Source organism: Pseudomonas sp. FSL R10-0399, from assembly GCF_009600165.1.
Taxonomy (GTDB): domain Bacteria; phylum Pseudomonadota; class Gammaproteobacteria; order Pseudomonadales; family Pseudomonadaceae; genus Aquipseudomonas; species Aquipseudomonas helleri.
Map to the genome: position 1 here is coordinate 50,350 of NZ_WIWK01000001.1, position 19,354 is coordinate 69,703.

A 19,354-nucleotide genomic window follows, 5' to 3' on the forward strand; every position below is an offset into this window, starting at 1 on the left:
CAAGCCCGCTCCCACAACAATGTTGCGATCGGATCATTCTTTATTGCTGGTGAATATGCCCGAACAGCTCTTGGGTAAAGCGCACGCGCTCTTCGGGTGTCTCTTGAATGCCTTTTTCTGCCAGTTCGGCGAGGTGGGCCTCCACGGCGTGGGTGCGCAGGGTCAGGCCGCAGTTGTTGGCGATCTGGATGTTCAGGCCCGGGCGGGCATTGAGTTCCAGAATCAACGGGCCTTTGTCCTGGTCCAGCACCATGTCGACCCCGATATAGCCCAGGCCGCATAGCTCATAGCAACCGGCGGCCAGCTTCATGAAGCCGTCCCAGTTGGGCAGTTGCACGCCGTCTACCGCATTGGTGGTGTCCGGGTGCTTGCTGATGATGCTGTTCAGCCAGGTGCCGCGCAGGGTCAGGCCGGTTGCCAGGTCGACACCCACACCGATGGCGCCCTGGTGCAGGTTGGCCTTGCCGCCCGATTGGCGGGTCGGCAGGCGCAGCATGGCCATTACCGGGTAGCCCATCAGCACAATGATGCGTATGTCCGGCACGCCTTCATAGCTGATGCTTTTGAAGATCTGGTCAGGCGTGACGCGGTACTCGATCAGTGCCCGGTCACGGTGCCCGCCCAGGGAATACAGGCCGGTGAGGATGCTGGAAATCTGATGTTCGATTTCTTCGTGGCTGATGATCTTGCCCGACACGGTGCGAAAGCGGTCTTCGAAGCGGTCAGCAATTACCAGGATGCCATCGCCGCCCGCGCCTTGTGCGGGCTTGATCACGAAGTCCGAGCGGCCACCGATGATGTCATCGAGTTTCTCGATTTCTTTCTCGGTGGAGATCACCCCGTACAACTCCGGCACATCAATGCCGGCGGCAATGGCGCGCTCTTTGGTGATGATCTTGTCATCCACAATCGGGTACAGGCTGCGTTTGTTGTACTTGAGTACGTAGTCCGCATTGCGCCGATTGATGCCCATGATGCCCTTGGCTTCCAGGGCCTTCCAGGTCTTCCAGAAGCCAAACATCAGGAGTCAGCCTTCAAGAACGCTTTGAAACGCACCAGCTCGGTCAGGCGGTAGCCGCGATAACGACCCATGGCCAGCATGAAGGCCACCAGAATCAGCAGCACGGCCGGGAAGGTGAACACGAAGTACACCAGCTCAGGCACGCTCATCACCAGATAAGCCAGGGTGGCGGCGAACAGGGTGCCGATGGCGACTTTCATGGCATGGCCGCCGCCACGCTCTTCCCAAGTGATCGACAGGCGCTCAATGGTCATGGTCAGAATCACCATCGGGAACAGTGCCACCGACAGCCCGCGCTCAAGGCCCAGTTTATGGCTGAACAGGCTGATGGCGGCGATCAGGATTACTACGAACGTCAGCACCACCGACAACCTGGGCAGCATCTGCAACTTCAGATGTTCCAGATAGGAACGCAGCATCAACCCAAGCGCCGTTATCACCGTAAACAGGATGATGCCGAACTCCAGTTGGGTTTCGCGGAACGCCAGGGCGATCAGTACCGGGGTAAAGGTGCCGAGGGTTTGCAGGCCGATCAGGTTACGCAGGACCAGAATCACCAGTACGCCAATCGGGATCATCACCATGATCATGAAGGTCTGCTGGGTTTGCAGCGGCAAGCCGTACAGCGAGTACTCGAGGAAGTTGGCGTCGGTGTTCTCGTCGGTCAGCTTGGCCAGGCGAATGGCGTTCATTTCGCTGTTGTTGAGGCTGAACGTCACGTTGGCTTTTTTGCCGCCATCCATCGTCACCAGCGGCTCGTCGCCGATCCACCAGAGCAGGCGGTCAGACGGCAGGCCTTGCTCGCCCGATTCCGGGTTGAAGTACAGCCAGTCGTTGCCGTTGAAGCTGCGCAGCCATAGCTCCGGGTTTTGCGGTTGATCGGCGACCAGACGGATGGTGTGCACGCGCTCCATCGGGACGTGGGCAATCGATAGCAGCAATTCAATGATCTGGGCTTTGTGCGGGGTCGACGAGTCGCCCGCCAGCAGCAACTTGACGTTGTCATCATTGAGGTTGTTCACCCGCTTGATGGTTTCGCTGATAAAGGTTTCGACGTCGGCAGAGTGTTGGCGAATCGGCGCGAGCAGGGCTTCGGCGGCGATTTTCTCCGGGCCGTCGACGGCGATGCTGTCGCGGAATACCGGGCCTTTGACCTTGGTTTTGTCACCCGAATAGCGCTTGGTCAGGACCAGGCGGTAGTAAAGGGTTTGCTTGCCGCTGACCCGGCGTGCCGACCAGGTGACCTTGCGGTTGCCGTCGACGCGGTTGACGCTCACCCCGTAGTTGTTCGAGATAAAGCTCTCATTGAGGCTGACGTAATCGCGGTTAAGCGGCGGGACGAACATCTGGATTTTGACCGGGTCTTTGGCGTTGGCCACGAACTCGACTTTGGCATCGATGTTCCACAGGTCGTCGGTCGCGTCTTCGGTCACAGGGATGCCGATGACGAAAATCTGGTAGGCGGTAATTGAAACGCCCAACACCAACAGAATGGTGATCAAGATTTTCAGGTGAAGGGTAAGAGCGCGCATTTCAATTACTCTGCGATTTGAGCGTTAGCGACGCAGGCAGGTTTGCCAGCAGCGTATTTAAGACTGGGGTCGACCAGCGCATCAAAGCGTTTAAGCGCTTCGGAGCCAATCAACAGCGGGTATTGGAACGCACTTCGGTCGGTCAAGTTCACTTCGATGGTGCGTAAAGCCTTGCCCATACAAATTTCCAGGCTGATGACCGGGCGTGAGGTGTAGTTCTTGTCGGCCTGAGGATCGTAGTCACCGGAGCGGCGTTTGATCTTGCTCACGCGGGCCAGCGGGCGTTCGATGGGGTGGCTGTGGGCGTCGTCGATGGCCAGGTAAAAGCGCACCCAGCTTTCACCATCACGTTTAAAACGTTTGATGTCGCGGGCGCTCAGCGAGGCGGTTTTGGCGCCGGTGTCGAGTTTGGCTGCAACCAGCAGGTCTATGCCTGCCAGTTCGGCGTATTCATTCAGGCCGTACACGGTTTTTTCGCCGCCAAGGCTCAGGCCCGGCAGCGACAGCAGACATAGAAAGGTGAAGAGGGTGATGAATTTCATAAATTGAGGCGTGATCTCTTGCAATCTTCAGTTCAAGGCGACTGGCAAAGATGCAAGTTTCCTCGTGCGGCTGCCCGATGGAAAGGGGCAGGGCGGATGCGGCGGGCATTCTAACATGATGGTTTTATGGCGCCAGCGTTCGCGCCGTCTGCGCGGGCGGTATGTGATGTCGATTACACCAAGGTCTTATTCGATGATTGTCGACAATCCATATTTATCCTTTGACTAATAGCGCTTAAATGGCTAGTTTTTGCGCTATTGATTTCGAAGGTGTCGACAATATGCAGCAAGCACTGGAGCCGTCCCTGGTTACCCAGGATGACTCGGAAACCTTGTCCGAGAACGTCTTTCGACGCATTCAGGCGGCCATTGTTAAAGGCGAAATCGCCCCGGGCAGCAAGATCTCCGAACCTGAACTGGCGCGCACCTACGGCATCAGCCGCGGCCCTTTGCGTGAGGCGATTCATCGGCTTGAAGGCCAGCGTTTATTGGTGCGCGTCCCGCATGTCGGCGCCCGCGTCGTCTCGTTGAGCCATGCCGAGCTGATCGAACTCTACGAAATTCGCGAGTCCCTTGAAGGCATGGCCTGCCGTTTGGCGGCCGAGCGCATGAGCGATGAAGACATCGCCGAGTTGCGCCAGGTGCTCGAAACCCATGAGCGCGATGAGGCGTTTCAGGCGGGTGTCGGGTACTACCAGCAAGAAGGCGACTTTGATTTTCATTACAAGATTATTCAAGGCAGCGGCAATCGCACGCTGACCCAGATGCTCTGTGGTGAGTTGTATCAATTGGTGCGCATGTATCGCATCCAGTTTTCCGCCACCCCCAACCGCCCGCACCAGGCGTTTGCCGAGCACCACCGGATTCTCGATGCCATTGCCGATCGCGACGGCGAACTGGCCGAGTTGTTGATGCGCCGCCACATCGGCGCTTCCAAACGCAATATCGCGCGTCACTACCAAGACAGCGCCCAGCAGACAGCCACTCCACGAGGTGAGTCATGAGCAATAAAAACAGTCCAGGCCAGCGTTTCCGTGATGCAGTCGCCAGCGAACACCCGCTGCAAGTCGTCGGTGCGATCAACGCCAACCACGCACTGCTGGCCAAACGTGCCGGCTTCAAGGCGATTTACCTGTCGGGTGGCGGTGTCGCTGCGGGTTCGCTGGGCGTGCCTGACCTGGGCATTACCGGTCTGGACGACGTGCTGACCGACGTGCGCCGTATCACTGACGTGTGCGACCTGCCGCTGCTGGTAGACGTGGACACGGGCTTTGGCTCGTCGTTCTTCAACGTTTCGCGCACGGTCAAGTCGATGATCAAGTTTGGCGCTGCGGCCATTCACATCGAAGACCAGGTCGGCGCCAAGCGTTGCGGTCATCGCCCGAACAAAGAGATCGTTTCGCAACAAGAAATGATCGACCGTATTAAAGCCGCGGTGGATGCGCGCACCGATGACAGCTTCGTGATCATGGCGCGCACCGATGCGCTGGCGGTCGAGGGCCTGGAGTCGGCGCTTGAACGTGCGGCGGCATGTGTTGAAGCCGGTGCCGACATGGTCTTCCCGGAAGCCATCACCGAGCTTGAGATGTACAAACTGTTTGCCGACCGGGTCAAGGCGCCGATTCTGGCCAACATCACCGAGTTCGGCGCAACGCCGCTGTACACCACCGAGCAATTGGCTAGCGTTGATGTATCGCTGGTGCTGTACCCGCTGTCGGCTTTCCGGGCGATGAACAAGGCGGCAGAGAACGTGTACGGCGCCATCCGCCGCGACGGTACCCAGCAAAACGTGATCAACACCATGCAAACCCGCATGGAGCTGTACGACGCCATCAATTACCACGAATTTGAGCAGAAGCTCGACGCGCTGTTTGCAGCGAAGAAATAACTCAGAGATATGTACAAAGACTTGCCGAATCCCTAACAAATTCAAGATTGGAGAGCGCAATGGCCGAAGCAAAAGTATTGAGTGGTGCCGGATTACGTGGCCAGGTGGCCGGGCAAACAGCCCTGTCGACGGTCGGTCAGGAAGGCGCCGGCCTCACTTATCGGGGTTATGACGTGCGTGAACTGGCAGCCGATGCCCAGTTCGAAGAAGTGGCTTACCTGCTGCTGAACGGCGAACTGCCGACTAAAACCCAGCTGGCTGACTACACCGCCAAGCTGAAAACCCTGCGCGACTTGCCGCAAGCGCTGAAAGAAGTGCTGGAACGCATCCCCGCAGACGCCCATCCGATGGACGTGATGCGCACCGGTTGCTCGTTTCTGGGCAATCTGGAGCCGGAGAAAGACTTCTCCGAGCAGTTGGACAAGACCAACCGCCTGCTGGCCGCCTTCCCGGCGATCATGTGCTACTGGTACCGCTTCAGCCACGACGCCAAGCGCATCGAGTGCGTGAGCGATGAAGCGTCGATTGGCGGTCACTTCCTGCACCTGCTGCACGGCAAAAAGCCGAGCGAGTTGCACGTCAAAGTGATGAACGTGTCGCTGATCCTCTATGCCGAACACGAGTTCAACGCCTCAACCTTCACCGCCCGTGTCTGTGCATCGACACTGTCCGATCTGTATTCGTGCATCACTGCGGCCATCGGCTCGCTGCGCGGCCCGCTGCACGGTGGCGCCAACGAAGCGGCCATGGAAATGATCGAGCGCTTTGCCTCGGCTGAAGACGCGGTCGAGGGCACCCTCGGCATGCTGGCGCGCAAAGACAAGATCATGGGCTTTGGCCACGCGATCTACAAAGACAGCGACCCGCGTAACGAGGTGATCAAGGGCTGGTCGAAAAAGCTGGCTGAAGAAGTGGGCGATACCGTGCTGTTCCCGGTGTCCGAAGCCATCGACAAAACCATGTGGGAGCAAAAGAAGCTGTTCCCCAACGCCGACTTCTACCATGCCTCGGCGTACCACTTCATGGGCATCCCGACCAAGCTGTTCACCCCGATCTTTGTCTGCTCGCGCCTGACCGGCTGGGCTGCACACGTGTTCGAACAGCGCGCCAACAACCGCATCATCCGTCCAAGCGCCGAGTACATCGGCGTTGAACAGCGCAAGCTCGTGCCAATCGAGCGTCGCTGAATGAGGGAGTTGACGGCCGCTGTTGACTAAATGTGGGAGCGGGCTTGCTCGCGATTCGGCTACCTCGGTCTTTCAGCAAGACCGTGTCGATGCTTTCGCGAGCAAGCCCGCTCCCACATGAGCGCTGCGCCGTCACTCTTTTTTGTCATTACCGTGATCGAGTCCCGCACCATGAATACTGAATTTCGTAAAACGCTGCCGGGCACCCGGCTGGATTACTTCGACACCCGTGCGGCGGTCGATGCGATCACCCCCGGTGCCTACGACACACTGCCTTACACCGCGCGCGTGCTGGCCGAAAACCTGGTGCGGCGTTGCGATCCGGCCACGTTAAATGCCTCCCTGAGCCAGTTGATCGAGCGCAAGCGCGACCTCGATTTTCCGTGGTTCCCGGCGCGTGTGGTGTGCCACGACATCCTTGGCCAAACCGCTCTGGTTGACCTCGCAGGCCTGCGTGATGCCATCGCCCAACAGGGCGGCGACCCGGCGCAAGTCAACCCGGTGGTGCCGACCCAACTGATTGTCGACCACTCGCTGGCCGTGGAATGTGGCGGTTATGACCCCGAGGCGTTTGAAAAGAACCGCGCCATCGAAGACCGCCGCAACGAAGACCGTTTCCACTTTATCGAGTGGACCAAAAAAGCCTTTAAAAACGTCGACGTGATCCCGCCGGGTAACGGCATCATGCACCAGATCAACCTAGAGAAAATGTCTCCGGTGATTCAGGTGCGTGACGGCGTAGCCTTCCCGGACACCTGCGTCGGCACCGACAGCCACACCCCGCACGTCGACTCGCTGGGCGTGATCGCCATCGGCGTCGGCGGCCTCGAAGCTGAAAGCGTGATGCTCGGTCGAGCCTCGTGGATGCGCCTGCCAGAAATCGTCGGCGTTGAGCTGACCGGCAAGCTGCAACCGGGCATCACCGCCACCGACATGGTGCTGGCGCTGACCGAGTTCCTGCGTAAGCAAAAAGTGGTCGGCGCCTGGCTGGAGTTCTATGGCGAAGGCGCTGCGGCGCTGACCCTGGGCGACCGCGCGACTATTTCCAACATGGCCCCGGAATACGGCGCCACGGCGGCGATGTTCTACATCGACCAACAAACCATCGATTACCTCAAACTGACTGGCCGCGAAGACCAGCAAGTGCAGTTGGTGGAGCACTACGCCAAGGTCAACGGTCTGTGGGCCGACAGCCTCAAGGGCGCGCAGTACGAGCGAAACCTGAGCTTTGACCTGTCGTCGGTGGTGCGCAACATGGCTGGCCCAAGCAACCCGCATGCGCGGGTGGCCACCAGCGATCTGGCGAGCAAAGGCATCGCCGGGCAGTGGGATGAAGTGCCGGGGCAAATGCCCGATGGCGCGGTGATCATCGCTGCGATCACCAGTTGCACCAACACCAGCAACCCGCGCAACGTGATTGCCGCCGGTTTGCTGGCCCGCAACGCCAACAAATTGGGGCTGACCCGCAAACCGTGGGTTAAATCGTCGCTGGCGCCGGGCTCGAAAACCGTGGCGCTGTACCTGGATGAAGCGGGGCTGACTGACGAGCTGGAGCAACTGGGCTTTGGCGTTGTGGCGTTTGCCTGCACCACGTGCAACGGCATGTCCGGGGCGCTGGACCCGGTGATTCAGCAAGAAATCATCGACCGTGACCTCTACGCCACGGCCGTGCTGTCGGGGAACCGTAACTTTGACGGGCGTATTCACCCGTACGCCAAGCAGGCGTTTCTGGCCTCGCCGCCGCTGGTGGTGGCTTATGCGATTGCCGGGACCATTCGTTTTGACATCGAAAAAGACGTGCTGGGCCTGGACGCTCAGGGCAATGAAATCCGCCTGAAAGACATCTGGCCGAAGGATGAAGAAATCGACGCAGTGGTCAAGGCTTCGGTGAAACCGGAGCAGTTCCGCCAGGTGTACATTCCGATGTTCGCCATTCACGAAGACACCGGCCCGAAAGTCGAGCCGCTGTACGACTGGCGCCCGCAAAGCACCTATATCCGCCGCCCGCCGTACTGGGAAGGGGCGCTGGCCGGTGCGCGTCCGCTCAAGGGCATGCGCCCGCTGGCCGTGCTGCCGGACAACATCACCACCGACCATTTGTCGCCGTCCAACGCGATCATGCTCGACAGCGCCGCCGGTGAATACCTGGCGAAAATGGGCTTGCCGGAAGTCGACTTCAACTCCTATGCCACCCACCGTGGCGACCACCTTACCGCCCAGCGCGCGACCTTTGCCAACCCGAAACTGTTCAACGAAATGGTCATCGAGGACGGCAAGGTCAAGCAGGGTTCGCTGACCCGCCTCGAGCCGGAAGGCCAGGTGATGCGCATGTGGGAAGCGATTGAAACCTACATGGATCGCAAGCAGCCGCTGATCATTATTGCCGGTGCCGACTATGGCCAGGGTTCGTCCCGTGACTGGGCGGCCAAGGGCGTACGCCTGGCGGGTGTGGAGGCGATTGCCGCCGAAGGTTTTGAGCGCATTCACCGCACTAACCTGGTGGGTATGGGCGTGTTGCCGTTGGAGTTCATGCCGGGCACCAACCGCAAAACCTTGCAGATCGACGGCAGTGAAACCTACGACGTGATTGGCGAGCGCACCCCGCGTGCCACGCTGACGCTGGTGATTACCCGTAAAAATGGCGAGCGCGTCGAGGTGCCGGTGACTTGCCGCCTGGACACGGCTGAAGAAGTGTCGATCTACGAAGCGGGCGGCGTGTTGCAGCGCTTTGCCCAGGACTTCCTGGAGTCGGCAGCCGCTTAACCACTTCCTGTAGGAGCGAGCTCGCCTCGCGATCTTTTGATCTTTTAAAAAGATCGCGAGGCGAGCTCGCTCCTACAGAGGACATGACAGGATTCTATTCATGGCTTTTGCAGCGCAAATCAAAATCCCGGCGACGTATATGCGGGGCGGTACCAGTAAAGGGGTGTTTTTCAGCCTGCTCGACTTGCCTGACGTAGCTCAGGTGCCGGGGGCGGCCCGTGATGCGTTGTTGTTGCGGGTGATCGGCAGCCCGGACCCTTATGAGAAGCAAATCGACGGCATGGGCGCCGCCACGTCCAGCACCAGCAAAACCGTGATCGTCAGCAAAAGCCTACACGCTGACCATGACGTCGACTACCTGTTTGGTCAGGTGTCGATCGACAAGCCTTTTGTCGACTGGAGCGGCAACTGCGGCAACCTGTCGGCGGCGGTCGGTTCGTTCGCCATCAGCAGCGGTCTGGTCGACCCAAGCCGTATACCGCGTAACGGCACGGCGGTGGTGCGCATCTGGCAAGCCAACATCAGCAAAACCATTATTGCCCACGTGCCTATTACTGACGGCGCGGTCCAGGAAACCGGCGACTTTGAACTGGATGGCGTGACCTTTCCGGCGGCAGAGGTTCAGCTTGAGTTCCTCAACCCGGCGGCAGAAGAAGAGGGCGCGGGCGGTTCGATGTTCCCCACCGGCAACCTGGTGGACGACCTGGAAGTGCCGGGCGTCGGCACCCTTAAAGTCACGATGATCAATGCGGGCATCCCGACCATTTTCGTTAATGCCCACGACATCGGTTACACCGGTACGGAACTGCAGAACGACATCAACGCGGATGCGAAAGCGCTGGCGCTGTTCGAAACCATTCGTGCCCACGGTGCGTTGCGCATGGGCCTGATCGATAACCTCGACGATGCCGCCAAGCGCCAGCACACCCCCAAAGTGGCGTTTGTGGCCAAGCCTGCGGATTACTTTTCGTCCAGCGGTAAGCCGGTGAGCGCGAACAGCATTGATTTGCTGGTGCGTGCCTTGTCTATGGGCAAACTGCACCACGCCATGATGGGCACCGCTGCGGTAGCGATTGGCACGGCAGCCGCCATTCCGGGCACCTTGGTCAACCTGGCCGCGGGTGGTGAATTGCGCAGCGCCGTGCGCTTCGGCCATCCGTCGGGCACCCTGCGGGTGGGCGCACAAGCGCAGCAGGTTGACGGCGAATGGACCGTGACCAAAGCCATCATGAGCCGCAGCGCGCGGGTCTTGATGGAAGGTTGGGTGCGGGTGCCCCCGATTTGAAATAAAAACCTGTAGGAGCGAGCTTGTCTCGCGATCTCTTAACGACCCAACAGATCGCGAGGCAAGCTCGCTCCTACAATTGGTATGTAGAGCGGGCATTCAGACCTGCCAGCCTGACCCTGAGGATGGAACACGACACTCATTCACCCACTTGGAGTCACTCCACATGAGCGCCAACGTCGACCTCAACAACCGTCCCGACTATGACAAGGTTTTGCAGGACATTGCTGACTACGTCCTGACCTACCGCATCACTTCCCCAGAAGCCCTGAACACCGCCCGAAACTGCCTGATGGACACCTTGGGCTGCGGCCTGCTGGCGTTGCGTTTTCCGGAATGCACCAAGCACCTGGGCCCGATTGTCGAGGGCACGGTGGTGCCGTTCGGCGCCCGTGTGCCCGGTACGTCGTTTCGCCTGGATCCGGTCAAGGCTGCATGGGACATTGGCTGTATCGTCCGTTGGCTGGATTACAACGACACCTGGCTGGCGGCGGAGTGGGGGCATCCTTCGGATAACCTGGGCGGTATTCTGGCGGTGGCCGATCACCTCTCGCAAAAACGTGTGGCCAATGGCGAAGCGCCGTTGACCGTGCGTGCGGTGCTGGAAGCGATGATCATGGCGCATGAGATTCAAGGCGTCATTGCTCTGGAAAACTCTTTCAATCGCGTCGGCCTTGACCATGTGCTGCTGGTGAAAGTCGCGTCGACGGCGGTCTGTGCCAAGCTGATGGGCGCTGACCGCGAGCAGTTGCTGGCGGCGTTGTCCCATGCGTTTGTCGATGGTCAGGCCTTGCGCACCTATCGCCACGCGCCGAACGCCGGCTCGCGCAAGTCGTGGGCAGCGGGGGATGCGTCGAGCCGCGGCGTGCGCCTGGCAGATATCGCGCTGCGCGGTGAAATGGGCATTCCGGGCGTGCTGACGGCGCCGCAGTGGGGCTTTTACGACGTACTGTTCAGCCACACCAACAAGGACCTGGCGCTTAAGCCTGAAGGGCAGCGCCAATTCAGCCTGTCACAGCCTTATGGCACCTATGTGATGGAAAACGTGCTGTTCAAGATCAGTTTCCCGGCTGAGTTCCATGCGCAAACGGCGTGCGAAGCGGCCGTGACCTTGCACCCGCAGGTGAAAGATCGCTTGCATGAGATCGACAAAATCGTGATCACCACCCACGAATCCGCGATCCGGATCATTTCCAAGCAAGGCCAACTGGCCAATGCGGCGGATCGAGATCACTGCATTCAATACATGACCGCCGTGCCGCTGGCATTTGGCAACCTGGTGGCTGAGCAGTACGAAGACGATTTCCACGCCGCGCATCCGATCATTGATGAACTGCGCGAGAAGATGGTCATTGTCGAAGAACCGCGCTACACCCGTGAATACCTGGAGGCCGACAAGCGTTCGATTGCCAACGCCATTCAGGTGCTTTTCAAGGACGGCACCCACACGGAGCAGGTGGTGGTGGAGTACCCGATCGGCCATCGTCGGCGCCGGGCTGAAGGCATTCCGTTGCTGGAAGACAAGTTCAAGGCCAACCTGGCCACGCGCTTTGTCGGCCAACGCTGCAAGCAGATTTTTGAACTGTGCAAAGACCAGGCGAAGCTTGAAGCAACGCCGGTTCATGCATTTATTGATTTGCTGGTGATTTAAACCCAATCCCCTGTAGGAGCGAGCTTGTCTCGCGATCTTTTGATGGTTTAAAAGATCGCGAGGCAAGCTCGCTCCTACAAGGCGGTGGGGTTATTTAAAACGTCGCTCCACGCCTTTTTCGACCAGGATCTTGGCCGAGATTTCTTCTACCGAGAAATGGGTGGAGTTGATGTGCGGGATGTTTTCGCGCTGGAACAGGCTTTCGACTTCGCGCACTTCAAATTCGCACTGGGCGTAGCTGGAGTAGCGGCTGTTGGGCTTGCGCTCGTTGCGAATGGCGGTGAGGCGATCCGGGTCGATGGTCAGGCCGAACAGTTTGTGCTTGTGCGCGCGTAAGGCCGCGGGCAGCTTCAGGCTTTCCATGTCGTCTTCGGTCAACGGGTAGTTGGCCGCCCGAATGCCGAATTGCATGGCCATGTACAGGCAGGTCGGGGTTTTACCGCAACGTGACACGCCCACCAGAATCAGGTCGGCCTTGTCGTATTTGTGTGTGCGCGCGCCGTCGTCGTTGTCGAGGGCAAAGTTCACCGCCTCGATACGCTCCATATAGTTGGAGTTATGGCCAATTGAGTGGGATTTACCCACCGAATAGGAGGAATGTTCCGCCAGTTCCTGCTCCAGAGGCGCCAGGAAGCTGGAGAAAATGTCGATCATGAAGCCATTGGCGGTCGCGAGGACTTCGCGAATATCCTGATTGACGATAGTGTCGAAGATTATCGGGCGAACACCGTCTTTTTCGGCGGCGTTGTCGATTTGTTGTACCATTGCCCGCGCTTTTTCCACGGTATCTATATAAGGGCGTGTGAATTTGCTGAAGGTCACGTTTTCGAATTGCGCCAACAAACTCTGGCCGAGGGTTTCGGCTGTGATGCCGGTGCCGTCGGATATAAAGAAAGCAGATCGTTTCATTTGCGCCTTGGGCCTTAAGCTGGTGACGTTTCTTGGATATGATAGGCGCGATTTTGTCGCCCGCAATGGCAGGCAGTGTCACTTATTTTCCAGGTCCAGGCCACAATCGCCGAGATACTCCATAGATGGAGTGTCCGGCACCCTGAGCTTTTCCAACACAGTTAGTGGAGAGATCACCTTGGTAGAGTACGTAGTTTCCCTCGATAAGCTCGGCGTCCATGATGTGGAGCATGTGGGGGGCAAGAACGCATCCCTCGGCGAGATGATCAGCAACCTTGCAGGCGCTGGTGTATCGGTTCCCGGTGGTTTTGCGACGACTTCCCAGGCATACCGTGATTTTCTTGAGCTGAGCGGCTTGAACGATCAGATCCATGCAGCGTTGGACGCGCTGGATGTTGATGACGTCAACGCCCTGGCCAAGACCGGCGCCCAGATCCGTCAATGGATCATGGAAGCCGAGTTCCCTGAGAAACTCAACGCTGAAATCCGTGCTGCGTTTGCGACCCTCTCGCAAGGCAACCCGGACATGGCCGTTGCCGTACGTTCTTCGGCCACCGCCGAAGACTTGCCGGACGCCTCCTTTGCCGGTCAGCAAGAAACCTTCCTGAACATCCGTGGCGTTGAAAACGTGATTCGTGCGGCCAAGGAAGTGTTCGCTTCCCTGTTCAACGACCGTGCGATTTCTTACCGCGTGCACCAAGGGTTTGACCACAAGCTGGTGGCCCTGTCGGCTGGCGTACAGCGCATGGTGCGTTCCGAAACCGGCACCGCAGGCGTGATGTTCACCCTGGACACCGAGTCGGGCTTCCGTGATGTGGTGTTCATCACCGGCGCCTACGGCCTGGGCGAAACCGTCGTACAAGGCGCGGTCAACCCGGACGAATTCTACGTTCACAAACCAACCCTGGAAGCCGGTCGCCCAGCGATTCTGCGCCGCAACCTGGGTAGCAAAGCGATCAAAATGATCTACGGCGACGAAGCCAAGGCCGGTAAATCGGTCAAGGTCATCGACGTAGAGAAGGCGGACCGCGAGCGTTTCTGCCTGAGCGACGCTGAAATCAACGAACTGGCCAAGCAAGCGATGATCATCGAGAAGCACTACAAGTGCCCGATGGACATCGAGTGGGCCAAAGATGGCGACGACGGCAAGCTGTACATTGTTCAGGCCCGTCCTGAAACCGTGAAGAGCCGCACCCAGGCCAACGTGATGGAGCGTTACCTGCTCAAAGAAACCGGCACTGTGCTGGTTGAAGGTCGCGCCATTGGCCAGCGCATCGGCGCGGGCAAGGTACGCATCATTAAAGACGTCTCCGAGATGGACAAAGTCCAGCCGGGCGACGTGTTGGTGTCGGACATGACTGACCCGGACTGGGAACCGGTCATGAAGCGCGCCAGCGCTATCGTTACCAACCGCGGTGGCCGTACCTGCCACGCCGCGATCATCGCGCGTGAGCTGGGTATCCCGGCGGTCGTCGGTTGCGGCAACGCCACTCAGTTGCTCAAAGACGGCCAGGGCGTGACGGTTTCGTGTGCTGAAGGCGATACCGGTTTCATCTTCGAAGGTGAGCTGGGCTTCGACATCAAGAAAAACTCCGTCGATGCCATGCCGGAACTGCCGTTCAAAATCATGATGAACGTGGGTAACCCGGACCGTGCGTTTGACTTCGCGCAACTGCCGAACGCCGGTGTGGGCCTGGCCCGCCTGGAGTTCATCATCAACCGTATGATCGGCGTGCACCCAAAGGCACTGCTGAACTACGACGGTTTGCCGCAAGAAATCAAAGACAGCGTCGACAAGCGCATCGCGGGTTACAGCGATCCGGTTGATTTCTACGTCGACAAACTGGTTGAAGGCATCAGCACCCTGGCTGGCGCGTTTACCCCGAAAAAAGTGATCGTGCGTCTGTCGGACTTCAAGTCCAACGAATACGCCAACCTGATCGGCGGCAAACTGTACGAGCCGGAAGAAGAAAACCCGATGCTGGGCTTCCGTGGTGCTTCGCGTTACATCAGCGAAAACTTCCGCGATTGCTTCGAGCTCGAGTGCCGTGCCCTCAAGCGCGTGCGCAACGACATGGGCTTTACCAACGTCGAAATCATGGTGCCGTTCGTACGCACCCTGGGCGAAGCGAGCCAAGTGATCGACCTGCTGGCTGAAAACGGCCTCAAGCGTGGCGAAAACGGCCTGCGCATCATCATGATGTGCGAGCTGCCATCCAACGCGATCCTGGCTGAAGAGTTCCTTGAATTCTTCGACGGTTTCTCGATCGGCTCCAACGACCTGACTCAGTTGACCCTGGGCCTGGACCGTGACTCCGGCGTGATCGCTCACTTGTTTGACGAGCGTAACCCGGCCGTTAAAAAGCTGCTGTCCAACGCTATTCAGGCGTGCAACAAGGCTGGCAAATACATCGGTATTTGCGGTCAGGGCCCATCCGATCACCCGGATCTGGCGCTGTGGCTGATGGAGCAAGGCATTGAAAGTGTGTCGTTGAACCCGGACACCGTACTGGAAACCTGGTTCTTCCTGGCTGAAGGCCAAGCGCAAGCTTGAGTCGTTGAGAGAAGGGGCAGGGCAACCCATGGGTTGCCTTGCTCTCTATACGTGTTAGGGCGAGTTCGTGTTCGGATTCGCCCTTTTTTGTGCAAGAGCATTATGCAAAGCAGCAGCCATTTATTTCCCGTTGCCCTGATCAGCGCTGAGCGACGGGGTGATCTGAGCGAAGACGTCTATCGCTTGAAACCCGCCAACAGCCCGGATATTTCCGTGGAGTTGGTGGTGACCCGTCTGGGCATGGCCGATGCGGGCCAGGTGCGGGGTGTGCCGGTCATTTTGTTGCACGGCAGTTTTTCCAATCGACGCTTCTGGTATTCGCCCAAAGGTGTCGGGCTAGGGGCCTTTTTGGCCCGGGCCGGCTTTGATGTGTGGCTGCCTGAAATGCGCGGCCATGGTTTGTCGTCGCGCAATATTCACTGGGCCAAAAATCGGGTGGCGGATTACGCCCGCTACGATTTGCCAGCCATTGGTGCGTTTGTGCGCGAGCAAAGCGGGCAAACGCCGCATTGGATCGGCCATTCCCAAGGCGCTATCAGCCTGGCGGCAGCCCTGGGCGGTGAGTATCTGCAGGCGGCAGACGTGGCCTCGGCGGCGTTTTTTGGCTGTCAGATCAATCGCCGCTACTGGTCGCTGAAAATCCCGCCGGTGCAGTGGGGCGCTTATCTGTTGTTGAAGCGATTTGCGCAGTTGTCAGGCACCCGTCTTAAACGTGGCCCTGAAGATGAGCCGGTCAGCATCGCACTCGAAACCCTGCGCTGGAATGGCTTTATGGGCCGTTTTAAAGACGCGGATCGCGATTGGTGGGCCGGCTTGGCACAGGTTGAACTGCCGGTGCTGGTGGTGGCCGCGGCGGGCGACCGACAAACGCCGGAATGGGCTTGCCGCAAGCTGTATGACCAACTGGGCGCCGCGCCGCGCCAGTTTGTGTGCCTGGGGCGCGAGCAGGGGTTCAGTTCCGACTTTAACCATGTCGACATGCTGGTCAGCCCGGCGGCTCAGCAAGAGGTGTGGCCGCGGGTGCTGAACTGGCTGGCCCACGCTGAAATGCGTTGATTGAAACCGCTCGGCAAGGGGTAGGGGGTTTCGGCGGGTAGTGGTTGCGGCTACTATATGACGCTTGTGGTGTTTCTGGTCATATTTTGTGGCCGGTTAGCTAATGAGTTCTCTTTGGCGAGTGCGCGGCATGTTTAACGCCAGCGCTCGTCAGAACGTCTATAACAGTAGTGCTGCCGTTTTTCATCTTGCTGCGCCCACCTTAAACAGGAGCTAGTTCATGAATCACTACCTTACCCCCGACTTGTGCGATGCCTATCCAGAGCTGGTGCAAGTGCTGGACCCCCTGTTCAGCAACTTTGGCGGGCGTGATTCCTTTGGTGGTGAGATCGTGACCATCAAGTGCTTTGAAGACAACTCGCTGGTCAAGGAGCAGGTTGAGCTCAAGGGCCATGGCAAGGTGCTGGTGGTGGATGGCGGCGGCTCTCTGCGCCGGGCGTTGCTGGGCGACATGCTGGCTGAAAAGGCCGCTAAAAATGGCTGGGAAGGTTTGGTGATTTATGGCTGCATCCGCGACGTCGACGTGATTGCGCAAACAAACCTGGGCGTTCAGGCGCTGGCCAGCCACCCGATGAAGACTGACAAGCGCGGCATTGGCGATTTGAACGTGGCGGTGACCTTTGCGGGTGTTACGTTCCGTCCCGGAGAATTCATTTATGCCGATAACAATGGCGTTATTATTTCGCCTTCAGCTCTGAAAATGCCGACATGATTCAGGGCAAAAGCTCAACGCTCTAATCACAAGGACCACGGATGCAAGAGGAAGACAACGCACAGTGGGGGCTGGTGTATGCCCTGGTGCTGGACGGTAAGGGCGGTGCTCGCCATATCCCGCGCACTGAGCTGGACACGCTGGAACTGCAAAGTCATGAAAGCCTTTGGTTGCACTGGGATCGCAGTCACCCGCAAGCCCAGACCTGGCTGCGCGGTTCCAGTGGTTTGAGCGATTTCAGTTGTGATTTGCTGCTCGAAGAAAACACCCGTCCCCGTCTGTTGACCTTGCCCAACAACGAACTGTTGCTGTTTTTGCGCGGGGTTAACCTCAATCCGGGCGCTGAGCCGGAAGACATGGTTTCGCTGCGCATCTTCGGCAGCTCGCAGCGGGTTATCTCACTGCGTTTGCGAAGGCTGCGTGCCATTGATGAAATGCTCAGTGATTTTGAGCAAGGCGATGGCCCAAAAGATCCCGCCGAATTGATCTTGTACCTGGCTCAAAACCTGACGCTGAAGGTCCAGGATTTGATCGGCGACCTGTCCGAAATCGTCGATGACGAAGAAGATAAGATAGATGCCGACGAACGGTATACGCCGGAGCACGGTGCTATCTTGCCGATCCGTCGAAGAGCCGCCGGTTTGCGTCGTTTTCTGGCGCCGCAACGGGATATTTTCGGGCAACTCGCGCGAACAAAAATCCCGTGGTTCAGCAGTGATGTGCTCGATTACTGGAACGAGCTCAACAACAGCCTGACGCGCTACCTGGAAGAGCTCGAACTCACGCGAGAGCGCGTGGGGCTGGTGCTTGAGGCCGTAGACCGGCGCATGAGCGAGCGCATGAGCCGCATCATGTACCGCTTCGGGGTGATCACCGGGATCTTTTTACCGATTACATTTCTCACGGGCTTGCTCGGGATCAATGTGGGCGGCGTGCCGTTCTCTAATAATCCTTGGGGTTTTCCCGTGGTTTGCAGCCTGATGGTGGTGATTGCCGTCGTGCAGTGGTGGTTTTATCGACGTTTGCAGTGGCTTTGAATGGGCGCGGAATGTGACCCGATTAAAGTGGCTTGCGTCTTTCACTGAGATACCGAGAGGTGCATATGCACGATCCGTTTGAACAGTCGCTACGTGAAATGCTCAAAACGCCGTCATCCAGCCGTGACGATGATGCGTGTTTGGGGCGAGTGCTGAAAACCGCCAATCGCCAGGTAGGCGCGGGCGATCTATTCAGCCTGCCCGGTCGCTGGATGCAAGCGCTGACGATTGCATTGAATAGCGGTTCGGCCCATATTGCGCCCGTTTCGCGGCGCAAACCTGCTGCTCGCCCTGTTGATAAGGCTGATTGAACATGGAACTTGATCTCTGGACTCAGAGCCTGGTCACGGCAATGACTGCCCTGTGGACTAAAATTGCCAACTTCATCCCGAACCTTTTCGGGGCGCTGGTTGTCGTACTGCTGGGCTTCGTGGTTGCCAAACTGCTCGATACCCTGCTGTCCAAGTTGCTCGCAAAGTTGGGCCTCGATCGCCTCATGGGCGGCACCGGCCTGACCAAGATTCTGGCTCGCATCGGCATCAAGGTGCCGATCTCGATCCTCATTGGCAAAATTGTTTACTGGTTCATCCTGCTGGTGTTTCTGGTGTCGGCGGCGCAATCGCTGGGGCTGGACCGCGTTTCTGCGGCACTGGATATTTTTACGGTTTATTTGCCCAAGGTTTTCGGAGCTTTGCTAGTGTTGTTGGCGGGTGTGCTACTTGCACAGTTGCTCAATGGCCTGGTGCGGGGAGCGGCCGAGAGCGTCGGGTTTGATTACGCAAGCGGCCTGGGGCGTGTTGCCCAGGGGTTGGTCATCATCATCAGTATTTCCGTGGCTATCAGTCAGTTGGAGGTCAAAACCGACCTGCTGAACCACGTGATTGTGATTGTGTTGATTACCGTTGGTCTGGCTGTGGCCTTGGCCATGGGCTTGGGAAGTCGTGAAATTGCCGGTCAGATTCTGGCCGGGATCTATGTGCGTGAGTTGTACCAAGTTGGGCAAGAAGTGCGAGTTGGCGAGGTCGAAGGGCAGATCGAAGAGATCGGCACGGTTAAAACCACGTTGCTGACCGAGGAAGGTGAGCTAGTCTCCATTTCCAATCGGATCTTGCTGGAGCAGCACGTGACAAGCCGCTAATGCGGCAAACCCTGCTAATGTATGCCGCCGTAAAAATGCCTGCTTTGAAGGCTGATACGGTGGCCATTGACCTGACTGT

The 19,354-nt window shown here is 58.4% G+C and carries 16 protein-coding genes; 12 read left to right on the forward strand and 4 right to left on the reverse strand.

The annotated features are described in order from the left end of the window. Positions 1-40 precede the first annotated feature (40 nt). The 3 genes from GHO41_RS00245 to GHO41_RS00255 are packed head-to-tail and all read right to left on the reverse strand — an operon-like array spanning position 41 to position 3,095. Complete coding sequence (locus tag GHO41_RS00245; protein WP_048369809.1) at positions 41-1,021, reverse strand: alpha-L-glutamate ligase-like protein; 981 nt, start codon at positions 1,019-1,021, stop codon at positions 41-43. Next, positions 1,021-2,553 (reverse strand): inactive transglutaminase family protein, encoded by a 1,533-nt coding sequence (locus GHO41_RS00250; protein WP_153432548.1) that lies wholly within the window; start codon positions 2,551-2,553, stop codon positions 1,021-1,023. The genes GHO41_RS00245 and GHO41_RS00250 overlap by 1 nt, the downstream gene beginning before the upstream one ends. Before the next feature lie 5 nt (positions 2,554-2,558). After that, a complete protein-coding gene (locus GHO41_RS00255) occupies positions 2,559-3,095 on the reverse strand; it encodes an ATP-dependent zinc protease (protein ID WP_048369813.1) in 537 nt (178 codons plus the stop codon). A 281-nt stretch (positions 3,096-3,376) separates the two neighbouring features. Here GHO41_RS00255 and GHO41_RS00260 point away from each other — a divergent pair, with 281 nt between their 5' ends. The 6 genes from GHO41_RS00260 to prpD all read left to right on the forward strand — a co-directional run bounded on the left by GHO41_RS00260 (position 3,377) and on the right by prpD (position 11,869). Further along, positions 3,377-4,099 carry a GntR family transcriptional regulator gene (locus tag GHO41_RS00260; protein ID WP_153333934.1) on the forward strand — a complete coding sequence of 241 codons (723 nt, stop codon included), beginning with the start codon at positions 3,377-3,379 and terminating at the stop codon, positions 4,097-4,099. Next, positions 4,096-4,983: a methylisocitrate lyase gene (prpB, locus tag GHO41_RS00265; protein ID WP_153432550.1), complete on the forward strand. Its 888-nt coding sequence runs from the start codon at positions 4,096-4,098 to the stop codon at positions 4,981-4,983. Before GHO41_RS00260 ends, prpB begins: the two co-directional genes overlap by 4 nt. 59 nt (positions 4,984-5,042) lie before the next feature. Then, positions 5,043-6,170 carry a 2-methylcitrate synthase gene (gene prpC, locus GHO41_RS00270; RefSeq protein WP_153432551.1) on the forward strand — a complete coding sequence of 376 codons (1,128 nt, stop codon included), beginning with the start codon at positions 5,043-5,045 and terminating at the stop codon, positions 6,168-6,170. A 171-nt stretch (positions 6,171-6,341) separates the two neighbouring features. After that, positions 6,342-8,933 (forward strand): Fe/S-dependent 2-methylisocitrate dehydratase AcnD, encoded by a 2,592-nt coding sequence (gene acnD / locus GHO41_RS00275; RefSeq protein ID WP_153432553.1) that lies wholly within the window; start codon positions 6,342-6,344, stop codon positions 8,931-8,933. 100 nt (positions 8,934-9,033) lie between these two features. Continuing rightward, positions 9,034-10,218 carry a 2-methylaconitate cis-trans isomerase PrpF gene (gene prpF, locus GHO41_RS00280; protein WP_153432554.1) on the forward strand — a complete coding sequence of 395 codons (1,185 nt, stop codon included), beginning with the start codon at positions 9,034-9,036 and terminating at the stop codon, positions 10,216-10,218. A 166-nt stretch (positions 10,219-10,384) separates the two neighbouring features. Beyond that, on the forward strand, positions 10,385-11,869 hold the full coding sequence (prpD, locus tag GHO41_RS00285; protein WP_153432556.1) for a 2-methylcitrate dehydratase: 1,485 nt from the start codon (positions 10,385-10,387) through the stop codon (positions 11,867-11,869). 90 nt (positions 11,870-11,959) lie between these two features. Here prpD and GHO41_RS00290 read toward each other — a convergent pair whose 3' ends face one another. Beyond that, the gene (locus GHO41_RS00290; protein WP_153432558.1) at positions 11,960-12,778 is read right to left on the reverse strand and encodes a pyruvate, water dikinase regulatory protein; all 819 of its coding nucleotides are present in this window, start codon (positions 12,776-12,778) and stop codon (positions 11,960-11,962) included. Between the two features lie 178 nt (positions 12,779-12,956). Here GHO41_RS00290 and ppsA point away from each other — a divergent pair, with 178 nt between their 5' ends. From ppsA to GHO41_RS00320, 6 genes are all read left to right on the forward strand, one after another. Beyond that, positions 12,957-15,332, forward strand: a complete 2,376-nt coding sequence (ppsA, locus tag GHO41_RS00295) for a phosphoenolpyruvate synthase (protein WP_048369825.1) — start codon at positions 12,957-12,959, stop codon at positions 15,330-15,332. 102 nt (positions 15,333-15,434) lie between these two features. After that, positions 15,435-16,388 carry an alpha/beta fold hydrolase gene (locus tag GHO41_RS00300; RefSeq protein ID WP_153432560.1) on the forward strand — a complete coding sequence of 318 codons (954 nt, stop codon included), beginning with the start codon at positions 15,435-15,437 and terminating at the stop codon, positions 16,386-16,388. Positions 16,389-16,608: 220 nt separating this feature from the next. Continuing rightward, complete coding sequence (gene rraA / locus GHO41_RS00305) at positions 16,609-17,100, forward strand: ribonuclease E activity regulator RraA (protein WP_048369829.1); 492 nt, start codon at positions 16,609-16,611, stop codon at positions 17,098-17,100. 41 nt (positions 17,101-17,141) lie between these two features. Beyond that, a complete protein-coding gene (locus GHO41_RS00310; RefSeq protein ID WP_048386838.1) occupies positions 17,142-18,137 on the forward strand; it encodes a zinc transporter ZntB in 996 nt (331 codons plus the stop codon). 65 nt (positions 18,138-18,202) lie between these two features. After that, entirely contained in the window at positions 18,203-18,448 is a 246-nt protein-coding gene (locus GHO41_RS00315; RefSeq protein WP_048369831.1) for a hypothetical protein, read from the forward strand. Between the two features lie 2 nt (positions 18,449-18,450). Beyond that, complete coding sequence (locus GHO41_RS00320) at positions 18,451-19,275, forward strand: mechanosensitive ion channel domain-containing protein (protein ID WP_048369832.1); 825 nt, start codon at positions 18,451-18,453, stop codon at positions 19,273-19,275. Positions 19,276-19,354: the final 79 nt, after the last annotated feature.